General features: G+C 55.1%; 7 protein-coding genes. All 7 read left to right on the top strand.

All coding sequences use genetic code 11. The features are described from left to right. Positions 1-263: 263 nt before the first annotated feature. On the top strand, positions 264-6611 hold the full coding sequence (locus tag DCW36_RS01340; protein WP_164890996.1) for an alpha-2-macroglobulin family protein: 6348 nt from the start codon (positions 264-266) through the stop codon (positions 6609-6611). A 258-nt stretch (positions 6612-6869) separates the two neighbouring features. Next, positions 6870-7880, top strand: a complete 1011-nt coding sequence (locus DCW36_RS01335) for a Kelch repeat-containing protein (protein WP_114783520.1) — start codon at positions 6870-6872, stop codon at positions 7878-7880. 406 nt (positions 7881-8286) lie between these two features. Then, entirely contained in the window at positions 8287-9966 is a 1680-nt protein-coding gene (locus DCW36_RS01330) for a GMC oxidoreductase (protein WP_114783518.1), read from the top strand. 43 nt (positions 9967-10009) lie between these two features. Further along, complete coding sequence (locus tag DCW36_RS01325; RefSeq protein WP_114783516.1) at positions 10010-11479, top strand: Gfo/Idh/MocA family protein; 1470 nt, start codon at positions 10010-10012, stop codon at positions 11477-11479. Between the two features lie 62 nt (positions 11480-11541). Continuing rightward, entirely contained in the window at positions 11542-12105 is a 564-nt protein-coding gene (locus DCW36_RS01320; RefSeq protein ID WP_114783514.1) for a gluconate 2-dehydrogenase subunit 3 family protein, read from the top strand. 233 nt (positions 12106-12338) lie between these two features. Continuing rightward, the gene (locus DCW36_RS01315) at positions 12339-13496 is read left to right on the top strand and encodes a Gfo/Idh/MocA family protein (RefSeq protein ID WP_114783512.1); all 1158 of its coding nucleotides are present in this window, start codon (positions 12339-12341) and stop codon (positions 13494-13496) included. Positions 13497-13502: 6 nt separating this feature from the next. Next, on the top strand, positions 13503-14558 hold the full coding sequence (locus DCW36_RS01310; protein WP_114783510.1) for a sugar phosphate isomerase/epimerase family protein: 1056 nt from the start codon (positions 13503-13505) through the stop codon (positions 14556-14558).

Genomic DNA, 14558 nt, shown 5'->3' with positions numbered 1-14558 from the left:
GATTGATAGCAAAAGTAAATCAGTGTCATCCTTTAATCCCTTAAATCCGTGATTCTCATAATTTGCAGCCACACTTTATGCAAAATGCTGCTTTCCTGCATCATATGGATAGCGCTTCTTACTCCTGCTCCACTGATTGAAAATGAAACAGAAGAAATAGCCCGGATTATTTACTTTTATCTTTACAAGCAAACCTATACCCGATGCTCCTACGCCAACAGCTTAAAATAAAACTCCTGCTCCTGCTTTTTTTAGTAACTTTTGTGCAAACAGGTAAGGCCCAGCAAAAGATGTTCGACCAGCTGCATGCAAAAATAGATTCACTCGCAGGACAGGGCTTGCCAAAGTCGGCCCTGGCGGAGGTAGAGAAGCTGGACCAGCTGGCCCGTCAGCGCAAGAATGTGCCGCAGCAGGTAAGGGCCACCATTTACCGTATCACCTTTATTTCGTACCTCGAAGAAGACGCCATCGTTAAAGTTGTCCACCAGCTGAAAACGGATGTGGCCGCTGCCACCTTTCCCCTGAAGCCGGTGCTGCAGTCGCTGCTCGCAGATATGTACTGGAACTACTACAGGCAGAACCGCTACCGCTTCAACGAGCGCAGCAGGCTGGCCACTCCCGATGACGACTTCACCAACTGGGACCTCCACACGCTGCTGCAGGAGGTAGCGCAGCAACACCAGCTGGCGCTGCAGCACGAAAAGCAACTCCAAATTACGCAGGTAGGGGTGCTGGAAGGCGTGTTAGCCGGCGATGTGGCTAACCGTTACCTGCGGCCCACGCTCTACGACCTCCTGCTGCACCGTGCCCTCGAATTTTTCCTGGCAGGTGAAGCTACGCTGCTCAAGCCTAAGGAGCCCTACACCCTAAACGACCCCGCCCTCTACAGCGACAGCCGCACCTTTGCCAACCTGCCCCTCACCACAACCGACACCACTTCCCTGCTGTACCAGGGGCTGAAGCTGTTGCAGCAGGCTACAAAATTTCACCTGCAGGCGCAGAACCGGGCCGCACTCGCCGACCTGGACCTCAAACGGCTGCAGGCAGTTCACCGGCACGCTGTGGTTCCTGGCAAAGATGCCCGCTACGAGCAAAGCCTGCAGCAACTGGCGGCGGATTTTTCCACTGAACCCATCAGTGCCGATGCGCTGGTGCTCCTGGGGCAGCATTACCAGCAACAGGACAGCCTGGCGCAGGCGATGCGCTGGTTCCGTGAAGCACAGGAGCGCCATCCAAATAGCCTGGGCGGGCAAAATGCAGCCAAATCCATCCAGGAAATTACCCAGCAGCAGCTGGAGGGGGAGCTGGAGGATGTGGTGGCACCCGGAAAAGCGGTTTTGGTTTCACTGGAGTACCGCAACGTAACCGAAGTAAGCGCAAAACTTTTTAAAATCACGGAGGCGCAACTGGGGCAGTTGCAGGAGCTGCTGCAAAAGCGCCTTACCGACTCCCGCACCGGCAGAACCGGCCCTCCTTCGGGCGACATATTGGCTCTACTAAACCGGCAGCCTCCCGTGCAGGAGCACCGCCACCACCTGACCGGTACCGAAGATTACCGCCGGCACCGCACCGAGCTGCTGCTGGAACCGCTGCAAAGCGGCTTTTACGCCCTGCTGCTGCAGGAGCCGAACACCACAGACACGGCTCTTTACCAGTTGGGCACTTTCCGGGTAACGCCGCTTTCCTATGTGTCCAGGGTTAATCCGGATGGGCAGGTAGAGCTGCGGGTGCTGCACCGCGATACGGGGGAGCCGCTGGCAGGGGTGCAGGTAAAAGTCAGTTACATTGCCCGGTACGAAGCCAGTAAGGCAGACCAAACCTATACTGCACTCGCCACCACAGCCTCTGACCGGGACGGGAAAGTCGTCTTCAGCAAAAGAAAGCAAATTTACAACGTGCGGATAACGCTGACTTCCGGCACCGAAACGTTTACAGAAGACAACAACCACTTCTGGGGCCCGACGCTGGACAGGGTGCCGCAGGACGAAGCGGAGGAAAAAACCATCCTGTTCACCGACCGGCAGATTTACCGCCCGGGCCAGACCATCTACTTTAAAGGAATGCAGCTGAAAACGCTTCAGAACAAAAGCAGCCTGGTGGTGGGGCAAGAAGTAGACGTCGAGCTGCTCGATGGCAACGACGAAACCCTTGGCGAACTGGCGCTCAAAACAAACGAATTCGGCACCTTCAGCGGCACCTTTGTGCTGCCTTCGTCTGTGCTGCCGGGCGTGGTACGGCTGGAAACCCCGGACGGGCAGCTGGCGGTACGGGTGGAGGAATACAAGCGCCCGACTTTCGAGCTTACGTTTGCGCCTTACAAAGACAAGCCGAAGCTGAACGATTCGGTACGGGTACACGGGCAGGTGCAGGCATTTGCCGGTTACGGGCTGTCGCAGGCGCAGCTAAGCTACACCGTTACCCGCCATCCGTACCAGCCCTGGCAGTACTGGCAGTACGACTACCGCATCTTTCCAAGGCAGGAACCTGTTATGATTCAGACCGGCACCCTGATTACCAAATCCGATGGCTCGTTCGAAGTGAAGTTTAAAGCTTCCGTGGATGATGTGGCGCCACAGGAGGGACAGGTGTTCGTGTATAAACTGGAGGTCAGCGCGACCGATGCCAGCGGCGAAACACAGCAAAATACGCTGGAGATAAAAGCCGGGAACAAACCCCTGCTGCTGATGGCCCGGCTGCCTGACAAGCTGCTGGCGCAGGAAAAACTGAAAGGCACCGTCAGCCTGTCAAATTTAAACGGGCAGCTGCAGCCCGGAAAAATACAGGTAGGCGTGTATGCCCTGCAGCAACCGGAGCAGGTACACAAGCACCGGCTCTGGCAGGCGCCCGACAAACCTTTGCTCAGCAAGGAAACCTATCGCAGCAGCTTCCCGGCCTATGGCTACCCGGGCGCAGCGGCGTGGCAGCAGTGGCCCCGGCAGGAAAAAGTGCTCGAACAGACGGTACAAACCACTTCCGAAAAACCAACCGAGCTGTTGCTGGAGCTGCCCGACGACCAGGCGGCGGGCGTGTACCTGGTGCAGCTGTACGGCTTTAACGAGCACGGCGACAGCACCTCCCACACCCAATTCTTTACATACATTAACCCACAGCAAAACAAACCTGTCCGGATGGAGGAATGGGTGATGCCGGTAAAAACAACGGGCAAGGCAGGCGAAGAGGCCGTATTCCTGGTTGGCACCGGCACCCCCGGCCATGTGCTGATGGAGGTGTATGAAGGGGCAACGAAAGTAAGCGCGACGTGGGTGCGGACAGGGGAGTACCAGGTGCGGAAAACAGTACCGTTGCGTGCAGGCGATAAGGCGCAGCGGGTGCAGTTTCTGCTGGTGCAGGACAACAGAAGCTACCGGAGCTACCAGCAGGTGTATGTGCAGGAGGAGCAGGAAAAGCTGGACGTGAAGTTCACTACCTTCCGCGATGTGCTGCAGCCGGGCCAGCGGGAAGAATGGAAAATACGCATCCGGGATGCAGCAGGCAAAAAAGAAGCAGCCGAACTGGTGGCCACGCTCTACGATGCCTCGCTCGATAAATTTGTGCCCGACCGCTACTGGCCCGGAAGCTTTGGCACCGGGTACCACTATGTTCCGGAATACTTTAGCTGGAACACCGGCCAGTTTGTACAGGGCAGCCAGTTGCGGGCACTGCAGTACCGGCAGTATTCCTTTGGCCATGCCAGTCGCGATTACGAGCACCTCAACCTCTTCGGTTACAACTACTACGGCGGCTACAACTACCTGTACCAGCAGTACCTGCGGCAGGTAGAGGCGCGCCAACGAAGCGCCGAAAACGACAAGCGGCTGGAGGAGGAGTATCAACGAAATGCCGAAAAAATAAAAGAAGGCCTCGGTGTGAAAGGCCGTGTAGTAGGACCTGACGGCGAGGCATTGCCGGGTGTAACCATCCAGCTCAAAGGCACCACCATCAGCACCCATAGCAACTCCCGGGGTGCGTTCCGCTTTAAAGTTCCTGCCGGAGGCGTGCTGATGTTTCAGTTTATCGGCTACCTGCCGAAGGAGGTAAAGATACAGAAAGCAGGCGACCTGGTCGTGAAGCTGGCACGTGATACAAAGGCGCTGGAGGAAGTGGTGGTCGTCGGTTATGCAGTACAAAAAAGGGACGCAGAGACAGGAGCAGTGGAAGCCGTTGGTGGAGTCGAGCTACAGGAAGCCGCGGCCCCTCCAGTAGCAGAAGCCATGCTAGGTAGCGTAGCTGGCATGGATACCGAGGAGGAAAGTGCTAACGCAGCTCCTGCCGCCCAGCCTGTAAGACGCAATTTCCAGGAGACAGCCTTTTTCTACCCGCACCTCCGCACAAACAAAAATGGCGATATCCTGCTGGAGTTCACGGTGCCCGATGCCTTAACCCGCTGGAAATTCAAAGGGCTGGCGCACACGCAACAGTTGAAGCTGGGATACCTGGAGCAGGAAGTGGTTACGCAGAAGGAACTGATGGTCAGCGCCCACATGCCCCGCTTTTTCCGGGAAGGCGACACCATTCGCGTGACCGCCCGCCTTGCCAACCTTACCGGCAAAGAGCAGCGGGGTAAGGTGCAGCTGGAGCTGTTCAATGCGTTGAACAGGCAGCCTGTTCAACTGCTGACGGTACCATCGGAGGCGCAGCAACCCTTTACCTTAGCCCCGGAAACAAACCAAGCTGTTGCGTTCACCATCGCCATTCCGGCCGGGCTGGAGGCTATCACCTACCGCATCACCGCCGAAACAAGCCGCTTCAGCGATGGAGAAGAAAATACGCTGCCCGTTTTGCCTAACGCCATGCTCGTAACCGAATCGCTGCCACTGCTGGTGCGGCCTGGCCAGCAAAAAGTTTTTTCCTTTGATAAATTATTAAGCTCCGGCAGCAGCGCCACCTTGCGGCACAAGGCACTCACGCTGGAATACACGCCCCACCCGGTTTGGTACGCGGTGCAGGCGCTGCCGTACCTGATGGAGTTCCCCTACGAATGCTCGGAGCAGGTGTTCAGCCGTTACTTTGCCAACCGCCTGGCGGGTACTATTGTGCAGAAGCAGCCGGTTATTCAGGAGGTGTTTGCCAAATGGCAGGAGGCGGGGAGCGGGGCGCTCCTTTCGAACCTGGAGAAGAACCCGGAGCTGAAGGCCGTGCTGCTGGAGGAAACGCCCTGGCTCCGCGATGCCGTGAGCGAGCAGGAGCAGAAAAAGCGCATCGCCCTGCTCTTCGACCTGCACAAACTGAAAGCCGAAGAACAGGCAAACCTGCAAAAGCTGGCGGACATGCAGCTGGTGGACGGCAGCTTCCCCTGGTTCCGGGGCAACTACCCGGACCGCTTTATCACACAGCACATCCTGGCCGGTATCGGGCAGCTCCTGCACCTGCAGGTTATCGACGGCAAAGAACCGGTCCTCGAAAAAATTACCCGGAAAGGCTGGAACTACCTGGAGCACCAACTGCAGGAAGAGGCAAAGCGGCAAAAGCAAAACAAAAGCTACCACCTGAACGCCCTGCAGCTGCATGCCTGGTATGCCCGCAGCTACTACACCGCCACACCGCTGTCGGCCCACATGCAGGCGCTCTGGAAAGAATATCAAGAACTCGCCGCCACCGAATGGAAATTCCGCAGCATCCACGAACAGGGAATGATAGCGCTCACCATGCACCGCTTCGGGCAGGCGCAGGTAGCCAGACAAATCATCGCGTCTCTTTTAGAAACCGCCACCCGTTCCGACGAACTGGGCATGTACTGGCATCAGAACAAAGGCGGCTACTTCTGGTACCAGGCCCCCGTGGAAACGCAGGTGCTCCTGGTGGAGTTGTTTACAGAAGCCAAAGCAGCACAGGCGGAAGTGGAAGAAATGAAAATCTGGCTGCTGCAAAACAAGCGTACCAACAACTGGCGCACCACCAAAGCCACCGTGGCCGCCTGCTACGCCCTGCTCCTGCAAGGCGAAAACTGGTTAGCACCTGCCACCACAGCCACTCCTGCCATCCGCCTGGCCAATCAGCCTTTGGCATCCCTGAAACCGGGACTGGCAGCAGAGGCAGGTACCGGTTACATCAAAACCAGCTGGGCAGAAGACGAAATAGCGCCAGCCATGGGCAAGGTGGAAGTAAAGAGCAACAGCAGCACCGTGAGCTGGGGGGCGCTGCACTGGCAGTACCTGGAGCAGCTCGACAACATCACCTCCTCCGACACCAACATCAAACTGCAGCGCCAGTACTTCATCGAAACCCAGACCGAAGCCGGAAAAATCCTGACGGAAGTTGATGCCACGCACTTGCCAAAAGTAGGTGATGTGCTGAAGGTGGTCGTCTACCTGGCTGCCGACCGCGACTTCGAGTACGTGCACCTCAAGGACAAGCGCCCGGCAGGCACCGAGCCGCTCGACGTGCTTTCGGAATACAAGTACCAGGACGGGCTCTACTACTACCAGACCACCAAAGACGTAGCCACCAACTTTTTCCTGAGCGGACTGCCGAAAGGCAATTTTGTGTTCGAATACCGGTTGCGGGTGGCGCACGCCGGCGAATTCTCCACGGGCATCAGCAGCGTGCAGTGCATGTACGCACCCGAGTTTAACGCCCACTCAGAGGGGCAGCGGCTGCGGTATGTGAAGTAAGCGGCAGGAAGCTCAATCGGCAGGATAGGGATTGTCAGGGCATATTTTAAACTTCATGTGACGGCATTGGAAGGCTGTTACCTGAAGGTGGAAAAGGATTTTTTGAATAAAAGTCAGTAGTTTAGCTTCAGGCAATGTACCTTTACTATCCTTTTTTCAGAATGTCCGGTAGCAGAGGCAGTGGTGGCAGCTGCAGAAAAGAATTTGAAGCTGTTTTGAGGCTGAATCTGCTGAATTTTTTAACTGAAACAATCTCTCATGATACAATTATCAAGAAACATCCTCCTGCAGCTGCTAGCACTGCTGCTGGTTTTTGTGGCATCAGCAGCCTGTCTGGCGCAGCAAAACAAATCAACCTGGGAAACACTTACCTGCGAAGGGGCACCAAGCGCCAGGCATGAAAACAGTTTCGTGGAAGTGGGAGGTAAGCTATATTTACTCGGAGGACGCGGCATAAAACCGGTAGATATTTTTGACCCGGAACGTAAATCCTGGAGCAAAGGGCAGGAGCCACCCGTAGAGGTGCATCATTTTCAGGCGGTGGCCTATGCAGGGAAAATTTATATCGTCGGTGCGATGACAGGCGCTTACCCGCGTGAAAAACCGTTAGAACGGATCTTGATTTACAATCCTGGAGCAGATGCCTGGGAATGGGGGGCAACCATACCGGCAGACCGGCGCAGGGGTTCGGCCGGCGTGGTGGTGGCTGGTGATAAAGCTATTGTGGTGAGCGGCATAATAGACGGGCACTGGGAAGGGCATGTACCCTGGGTGGATTCCTACGACTTTAAAACGGGCGAATGGTCCAAACTGCCCGATGCTCCCAGGCCCCGCGATCATTTCCATGCAGCAATAAAAAACGGCATTATTTACTGTGCCGGCGGCCGGAACTCTTCCACTAAAACCGGCGAAACGTTTACCCTGACCATTCCCGAAGTTGATGTGTATGATACGAGGAAAAAGCGATGGTCGACCTTGCCTGCTGCAAACAACATTCCTACCCAACGAGCAGGTGCATCCAGCATTTTTCTGAAAAACGACCTTCTTCTGATCGGAGGCGAAAGTGCCGCCCAAACTACAGCACACAACGAGGTTGAGGCCTATAATATCAAAGAAAAAACCTGGCGGAAACTGCCACCCCTGAATACAGGCAGGCATGGTACACAAGCTATTTACTATAAGAACGCCGTTTTCCTGGCAGCCGGATGTGGTAACCGTGGTGGAAAACCGGAATTAGATTCTGTTGAAAAAATGACAGACAGGAAGTAGCCTCGCAAGAGATCGTTCTTTTATAGAAGCAAGTCGCTGCCATTTTTTAGAAAAGTACTTTTTACTATTTGATGTAATGCCCCTATTCGCAAGGGCTGCTGCAGTTCATGAATTCTTGCACTGCAGCAGCCACCACACCCACTGCTCCTTTCCGCCAGTACCTGGACCTGCCATCCCTTTCCTGGACCCTCCGCAGTAGCAGCGCCTGCTTTTTTTGAACAGTGCCGCCGTTGCAGGTGAGGTAGCTTTTACCGGTTTCCCTTTAAAACAACGGCAGGAAGTACAGCACAGGGAATAGAATTCCTGTAACACAGGTGTATATTTCTGTTAAAATACTAACTATTGTTTGTTTTCCTGTTGCAAATGCCTATTATTAACCGCTAAAAATAAATTCAAAATCACCCTTATGGCTGAAAATTTTTACGATGCGATAGTTGTTGGCTCGGGTATCTCTGGTGGATGGGCTGCAAAAGAGCTTACCGAAAAAGGGCTGAAAACCCTGATGCTGGAACGTGGCCGTAACATCGAGCATGTGAAGGACTACGTAAATGCGAACAAGCACCCCTGGGAATTTGAGCACCGGGGCCGCCGCACCCAGCAGATGATCGGAGACTATCCTGTGCTCAGGCGCGACTACCCCCTCAACGAAACCAACCTGGATTTCTGGGTGAACGAAAAGGAAAGCCCTTACACCGAAGTAAAACGCTTCGACTGGTACCGGGGCTACCATGTGGGGGGGCGTTCGCTTACCTGGGGGCGCCAGAGCTACCGCCTCAGCGACCTCGATTTTGAAGCCAATGCCCGGGAGGGTATCGCCGTAGACTGGCCTATCCGTTATAAAGACCTTGCTCCCTGGTATAGTTATGTAGAGAAGTTTGCCGGCATCAGCGGTTCCAAAGAGGGTATCGCGCATCTGCCGGACGGGGAGTTTATGCCTGCTATGGAAATGAACTGTGTGGAAAAAGATGTGGCGGCACGTATCAAAGGGCATTACAAAGGCAGCCGCCATATGATTATCGGGCGTGCCGCTAACCTTACGCAGCCACACCACAACCGCACCAACTGCCAGTACCGCAACAAGTGCTGGCTGGGCTGCCCGTTTGGCGGCTATTTCAGCACCCAATCGGCCACCCTTCCGGCAGCGATGGCTACAGGAAAGTTAACGCTACGCCCCTATTCCATCGTTACCCGCATTCTTTACGACAAAGACACGCAACGGGCCAAAGGCGTAGAGGTGCTCGATGCCGAAACCAACCAGACCTACGAATATTACGCGCAGGTGGTCTTTCTTAATGCCTCCGCCCTCAACTCTACCTGGGTGCTCCTGAATTCGGCCACCGATGTGTGGGAAGGCGGGCTGGGGAGCAGCAGCGGCGTGCTGGGGCACAACCTCATGGACCACCACTTCCGGGCAGGTGCTTCGGGCAGAGCGGAAGGGTACGATGATAAATACTTCTATGGCCGCCGCCCCACCGGCATCTACGTCCCCCGCTTCCGGAACCTCCACGGCGAAAAGCGCGACTACCTCCGTGGCTTTGGCTACCAGGGTGGCGCCGGCCGGCAGGGCTGGAACCGCGACATAGCCGAATTGAGCATCGGCGGCGACTTTAAAGATGCCCTCTGCGAACCCGGCGACTGGACCATGGGCCTGCTCGGTTTCGGCGAAACGCTCCCCTACCACGAAAACAAAGTAACCCTCGATAAGGAGAAAAAAGACAAGTGGGGGCTGCCTGTGCTGGCCATCGACTGCGAAATAAAAGAAAACGAGCAGAAGATGCGGCGCGACATGATGGAAGATGCCAAAGAGATGCTGGAAATGGCCGGCATCAAAGACGTAAAATCCTACGACAACGGCTACGCCATGGGCATGGGCATACACGAAATGGGAACAGCCCGTATGGGCCGCGATCCGAAAACGTCGGTGCTTAACCAGTATAACCAGGTGTGGGATGCTAAAAACGTGTACGTGACCGATGGCGCCTGCATGACCTCGTCGGCCTGCCAGAATCCTTCGCTTACCTATATGGCACTTACGGCACGCGCTGTAGACCATGCCGTGGGCGAAATGAAGAAACTCAATTTATAAAAGCCGTTTTTTCTCAAATTTATATATTCAGCCTTAAAGAATTATGTCTGAAAGGGATAAACAACCTCTTACTCCGAATAAAACCAGGAGGGACTTTCTGAAAGTAGGTGCGCTGGCTGCGGCAGGTTTCTTTATTGTGCCGCGCCATGTGCTGGGCAAAGGGTATACAGCCCCAAGCGATAAACTGGTAGTGGCCTGTGTAGGTGTAGGAGGGATGGGCGCAGCCGATGTGAAAGGCGTTTTTAAAAGTGAAAAAGCCACCATCGGTTACCTCTGCGATGTAGACGACAGACGAGCGGCTGCCTCCAGGGAAATGTTGCCGCAGGCAAAGTACTACAAAGACTGGCGGGAGCTTTTCAACAAGGAAGCTAAAAACTTTGATGCCGTTACCGTTTCCACGCCGGATCATAACCACGCCATCATTACGCTGGCTGCCATGCAGTTGGGCAAGCACGTGTACGTGCAGAAGCCGCTCACACACGATATTTACGAAGCCCGGGTACTGACCGACGCTGCCAAACGCTACAAAGTGGTTACCCAGATGGGCAACCAGGGGGCTTCAGGCGACGGTGTCCGTCAGTTGCAGGAGTGGCACGACTCTGGTGCTATCGGACATGTGCACACCATCTACTGCTGGACCAACAGGCCTGTGTGGCCACAGGGTATTGCCTGGCCTGCCACTGCAGCGCCGGTTCCCAAAGAGCTGGACTGGAACCTTTGGCTGGGTACAGCACCAGATACCGACTATGTTGAGAAACTGGTGCCGTTTAACTGGCGCGGCTGGTGGGAATACGGTACCGGTGCTCTGGGCGATATGGGGTGCCACCTGATGGATGGACCTTTCAGTATCCTGAACCTGAGTTATGCCAGCGAGGTGGAGGCCAGTGTCGGCAGCGTGTATATAGATGAATTCAAGCGCGGCTACTTCCCGGAGAGCTGCCCTCCCTCGAGCCACGTTACCCTTACCTTTCCTAAAACAAATAAAACCAAAGGTGCAGTAAAGCTGCATTGGATGGACGGTGGTATACAGCCTGAGCGCCCGGAAGAGTTAGGAGCCAACGAAGTGTTTGGCGATGGCGGCAACGGCGTACTCTTTGTAGGTACTAAAGGCAAAATGATGGCAGGTACCTATAACCGCGACCCGCAGCTGCTTCCTACTACCCGTACCAACGAGTTTAAAGTAAAAGACAAATATAAATTGCCACGCGTACCGGGCAGTGTGGGCGGGCACTACAACCAGTGGGTAGAAGCTTGTATTGCCGGGCATGGCAATAAAGAAGTAAGCTCTCCTTTCGAAATTGCCGGTCCGCTCACGGAGGCTTTGCTTATGGCCAACCTGGCCATACGTGGTTACGATGTGCGGGTACCCAAGGCTTCCGGTAACGGGTTTGATTTTCCTGCCCGCAACATCAAGTTGCTCTGGGATAACGAGAACATGCGCATTACCAATGTGGATGAGGTAAATCAGTTTGTGAAGCGCGAATACCGCAAAGGCTGGTCTTTGAGCGTGTAAGAAAGAGTTAAAGATTTGGCTGAAAAGCCGGAGATAAATAATTATTCCTGTTAAGAAATAATATGAACAGAAGAGAAGCATTAACAGCTGTTGGCTGGATACTGGGAGGCGCCATGATCGGGGGGGACTTATTGGTGGCCTGCACTTCCAAGCCGGCAAAGGTAAACGAGCTGTTCGACCAGGACCAGGTCGCTTTCCTGAACGAAGTAGCCGAAACCATTCTTCCTGCCACCAGCACACCGGGCGCAAAAGAAGCAAAGGTTGGGGAGCTAATGGCTGTGATGGTGCAGGACTGCTATACCCCCGAAAACCAGGCTATTTTTCAAAAGGGAATTACCCAGCTGGATGAAGCGGCCAAAAAGAAATTTGGTGCGAAGTTCCTGGACCTGGAGGCGCCGCAACGCACCGCTTTATTAACTACCCTGGACGAGGAGCAGAAAACATACATGCGCGATAAAGCACCTGATGCCCCGAACCATTATTTCAGGATGATGAAAGAGCTGACTTTATTTGGCTTCTTTACTTCTGAAGTGGGCGCCACGCAGGCTTTGCGTTACGTGCCGGTGCCGGGCAGGTACGAAGGCTGCATTCCGTATCAAAAAGGCGATAGGGCCTGGGCAACCTAAGCCTGCGTTCAGTTTTCAAAGGATGATTAGCTTTAACAGGACCGGAGAATCCTCGCCCTGTTTTACTCATTTTGCTTGTATAAAACGGACCAGCCTGCGCCAGGTGAGCTTTTTCTGATTAGCTTTTTTCAGCTGCTTTTGCTTACTTAGGAAGTGCTGCACCTGTGGTAGGTGGTACAGTGCCTTTTTTACAGCATTCGTTTCAGGAGGAAACAAAACGACAACAAAAACAAATGACAAAAAAACTACGCTTAGGTATGATAGGCGGCGGACAGGGCGCTTTTATTGGCGCTGTTCACCGCATAGCGGCACAGCTCGACGGAGCGTATGAGTTGGTTTGCGGCGCCTTCAGCAGTAATCCGGAAAAGTCGAAAGCAAGCGGCATGCTGCTGGGGCTTTCGCCGGAGCGGGTATACAGCTCCTACCAGGAATTATTCGGAAAAGAACAGCTGCTGCCGGAAGAGGAGCGGGTACAGGTGATCAGCATCGTTACGCCCAACCATGTGCATTTCGAGCCGGCACGGCTGGCGCTGCGAAATGGCTTTCATGTGGTGCTCGACAAGCCCATGACCTTTTCGCTGGAGGAGGCGCTGGAACTGCGCAAAATAGCTGCTGCTTCCGGCAAACGCTTCTGCCTGACCCACACCTACACCGGCTACCCCATGGTGAAAGAAGCCCGCCAGCTGGTGGCCTCGGGCAAGCTGGGCAAGATCAGGAAAGTGTACGTGGAATACCCGCAGGGCTGGCTGAGCCGCTTCGAAGAGGGCGGCGACAATAAACAAGCAGGGTGGCGCACCGATCCGGACCAGAGTGGCATTGCAGGCGCCATGGGCGACATCGGAACGCATGCTTTTAACCTGGCCGAATACGTGAGCGGGCTGCAGGTAACAAAACTTTGTGCCGACATCAACATCGTGGTGGAAGGCCGCCGGCTGGATGACGACGGGGCGGTGCTGCTTAAATTTAACAACGGCGCCAGCGGCGTGCTGATGGCTACCCAGGTAGCAGCCGGCGAAGAAAACAACATCAAAATAAGAGTCTACGGCGAGCACGGCGGTGTGGAATGGCAACAGCAGGATGCAAATTCACTGCTGGTAAAGTGGCTGGATCGTCCGGCCGAAATTCACCGTACCGGCACCGGCTACGTGAGCTCCTATGCGCAGCACAACTCCCGCACCCCGGCCGGCCACCCCGAAGGCTACCTGGAGGCGTTTGCTAATCTGTACCGCAATTTCGCGTTGTGTATAAAGGCGGATCTGGAAGGGAAAGAGCCCCAGCCGGAGTGGCAGGATTATCCGGGCATAGAAGAAGGCGTGCGTGGAATGGCTTTTATCGAGCAGGTGATTGCCTCTGGCAGATCTGAACAAAAATGGATTGACTTTACAGTATAACAACCTATGACAACAATACAAGGACCCGCGATTTTCCTGGCACAGTTCATCGGCGACCAGGCACCGTTCAATAGCCTGGAAGCCATCTGCCGCTGGGCCAAAGGCCATGGCTATGAAGGCGTGCAACTGCCCACCAACGACCCCCGCTTCATCGACCTGCAGAAAGCCGCCGAAAGTAAAACCTACGCCGACGAGGTAAAGGGAATAGTAAATGAGGCAGGCCTGCAGATAACCGAGCTCTCTACCCATTTGCAGGGGCAGCTGGTAGCAGTGCACCCGGCCTACGATACCTTGTTCGATGGCTTTGCGCCTGAACAGTACCGGAATAACCCCAAAGCCAGAACCGAGTGGGCTGTGCAGCAGCTGAAGTATGCGGCGCAGGCTTCGCAGAACCTGGGGCTGAATGCCTGTGCCACCTTCAGCGGAGCACTGCTCTGGCCCATGGTGTACCCCTGGCCGCAGCGCCCTGCCGGACTGGTAGAGACAGGCTTCCAGGAGCTGGCCGACCGCTGGCTGCCCATCCTAAATGAGTTTGAGGAGCGGGGTGTGGACCTGTGCTACGAAATACACCCGGGCGAGGATTTGCACGACGGCATCAGCTACGAAATGTTCCTGGAGCAGGTGAACCAGCACCCGCGGGCCTGCCTGCTTTACGACCCCTCGCATTTCGTGCTGCAGGCACTGGACTACCTGGCCTACATCGACCACTACCACGAGCGCATCCGCATGTTCCATGTTAAAGATGCCGAGCTTAACCCCACCGGCAAGCAGGGCGTGTACGGCGGCTACCAGAGCTGGGTAAACCGGGCAGGCCGCTTCCGCTCGCTAGGCGACGGACAGGTGGACTTTAAAGCCGTGTTCAGCAAGCTCACGCAGTACGATTTTAAAGGCTGGGCGGTGCTGGAGTGGGAGTGTGCGCTCAAGCACCCGGAGCAGGGCGCAGCCGAAGGAGCGCCTTTTATTAAAGACCATATCATCCGGGTAACAGAAAAAGCCTTCGACGACTTCGCTTCAGCGGGTATGGATGAGGCAAAGAACAAACGTATACTGGGATTATCATAA

It is taken from the genome of Botryobacter ruber (assembly GCF_003347595.2).
GTDB lineage: Bacteria > Bacteroidota > Bacteroidia > Cytophagales > Hymenobacteraceae > Pontibacter > Pontibacter ruber_A.
The sequence above is the reverse complement of the archived record's forward strand: the minus strand, read 5'-3'. Positions and strand labels throughout refer to the sequence as shown.

What these genes read in the sequence shown, in the direction of transcription:
- DCW36_RS01310 (WP_114783510.1), top strand. Translation starts at nt 13,503, where the DNA reads ATGACAACAATACAAGGACCCGCGATTTTCCTGGCACAGTTCATCGGC.
- DCW36_RS01320 (WP_114783514.1), top strand. Translation starts at nt 11,542, where the DNA reads ATGAACAGAAGAGAAGCATTAACAGCTGTTGGCTGGATACTGGGAGGC.
- DCW36_RS01335 (WP_114783520.1), top strand. Translation starts at nt 6,870, where the DNA reads ATGATACAATTATCAAGAAACATCCTCCTGCAGCTGCTAGCACTGCTG.
- DCW36_RS01325 (WP_114783516.1), top strand. Translation starts at nt 10,010, where the DNA reads ATGTCTGAAAGGGATAAACAACCTCTTACTCCGAATAAAACCAGGAGG.
- DCW36_RS01330 (WP_114783518.1), top strand. Translation starts at nt 8,287, where the DNA reads ATGGCTGAAAATTTTTACGATGCGATAGTTGTTGGCTCGGGTATCTCT.
- DCW36_RS01315 (WP_114783512.1), top strand. Translation starts at nt 12,339, where the DNA reads ATGACAAAAAAACTACGCTTAGGTATGATAGGCGGCGGACAGGGCGCT.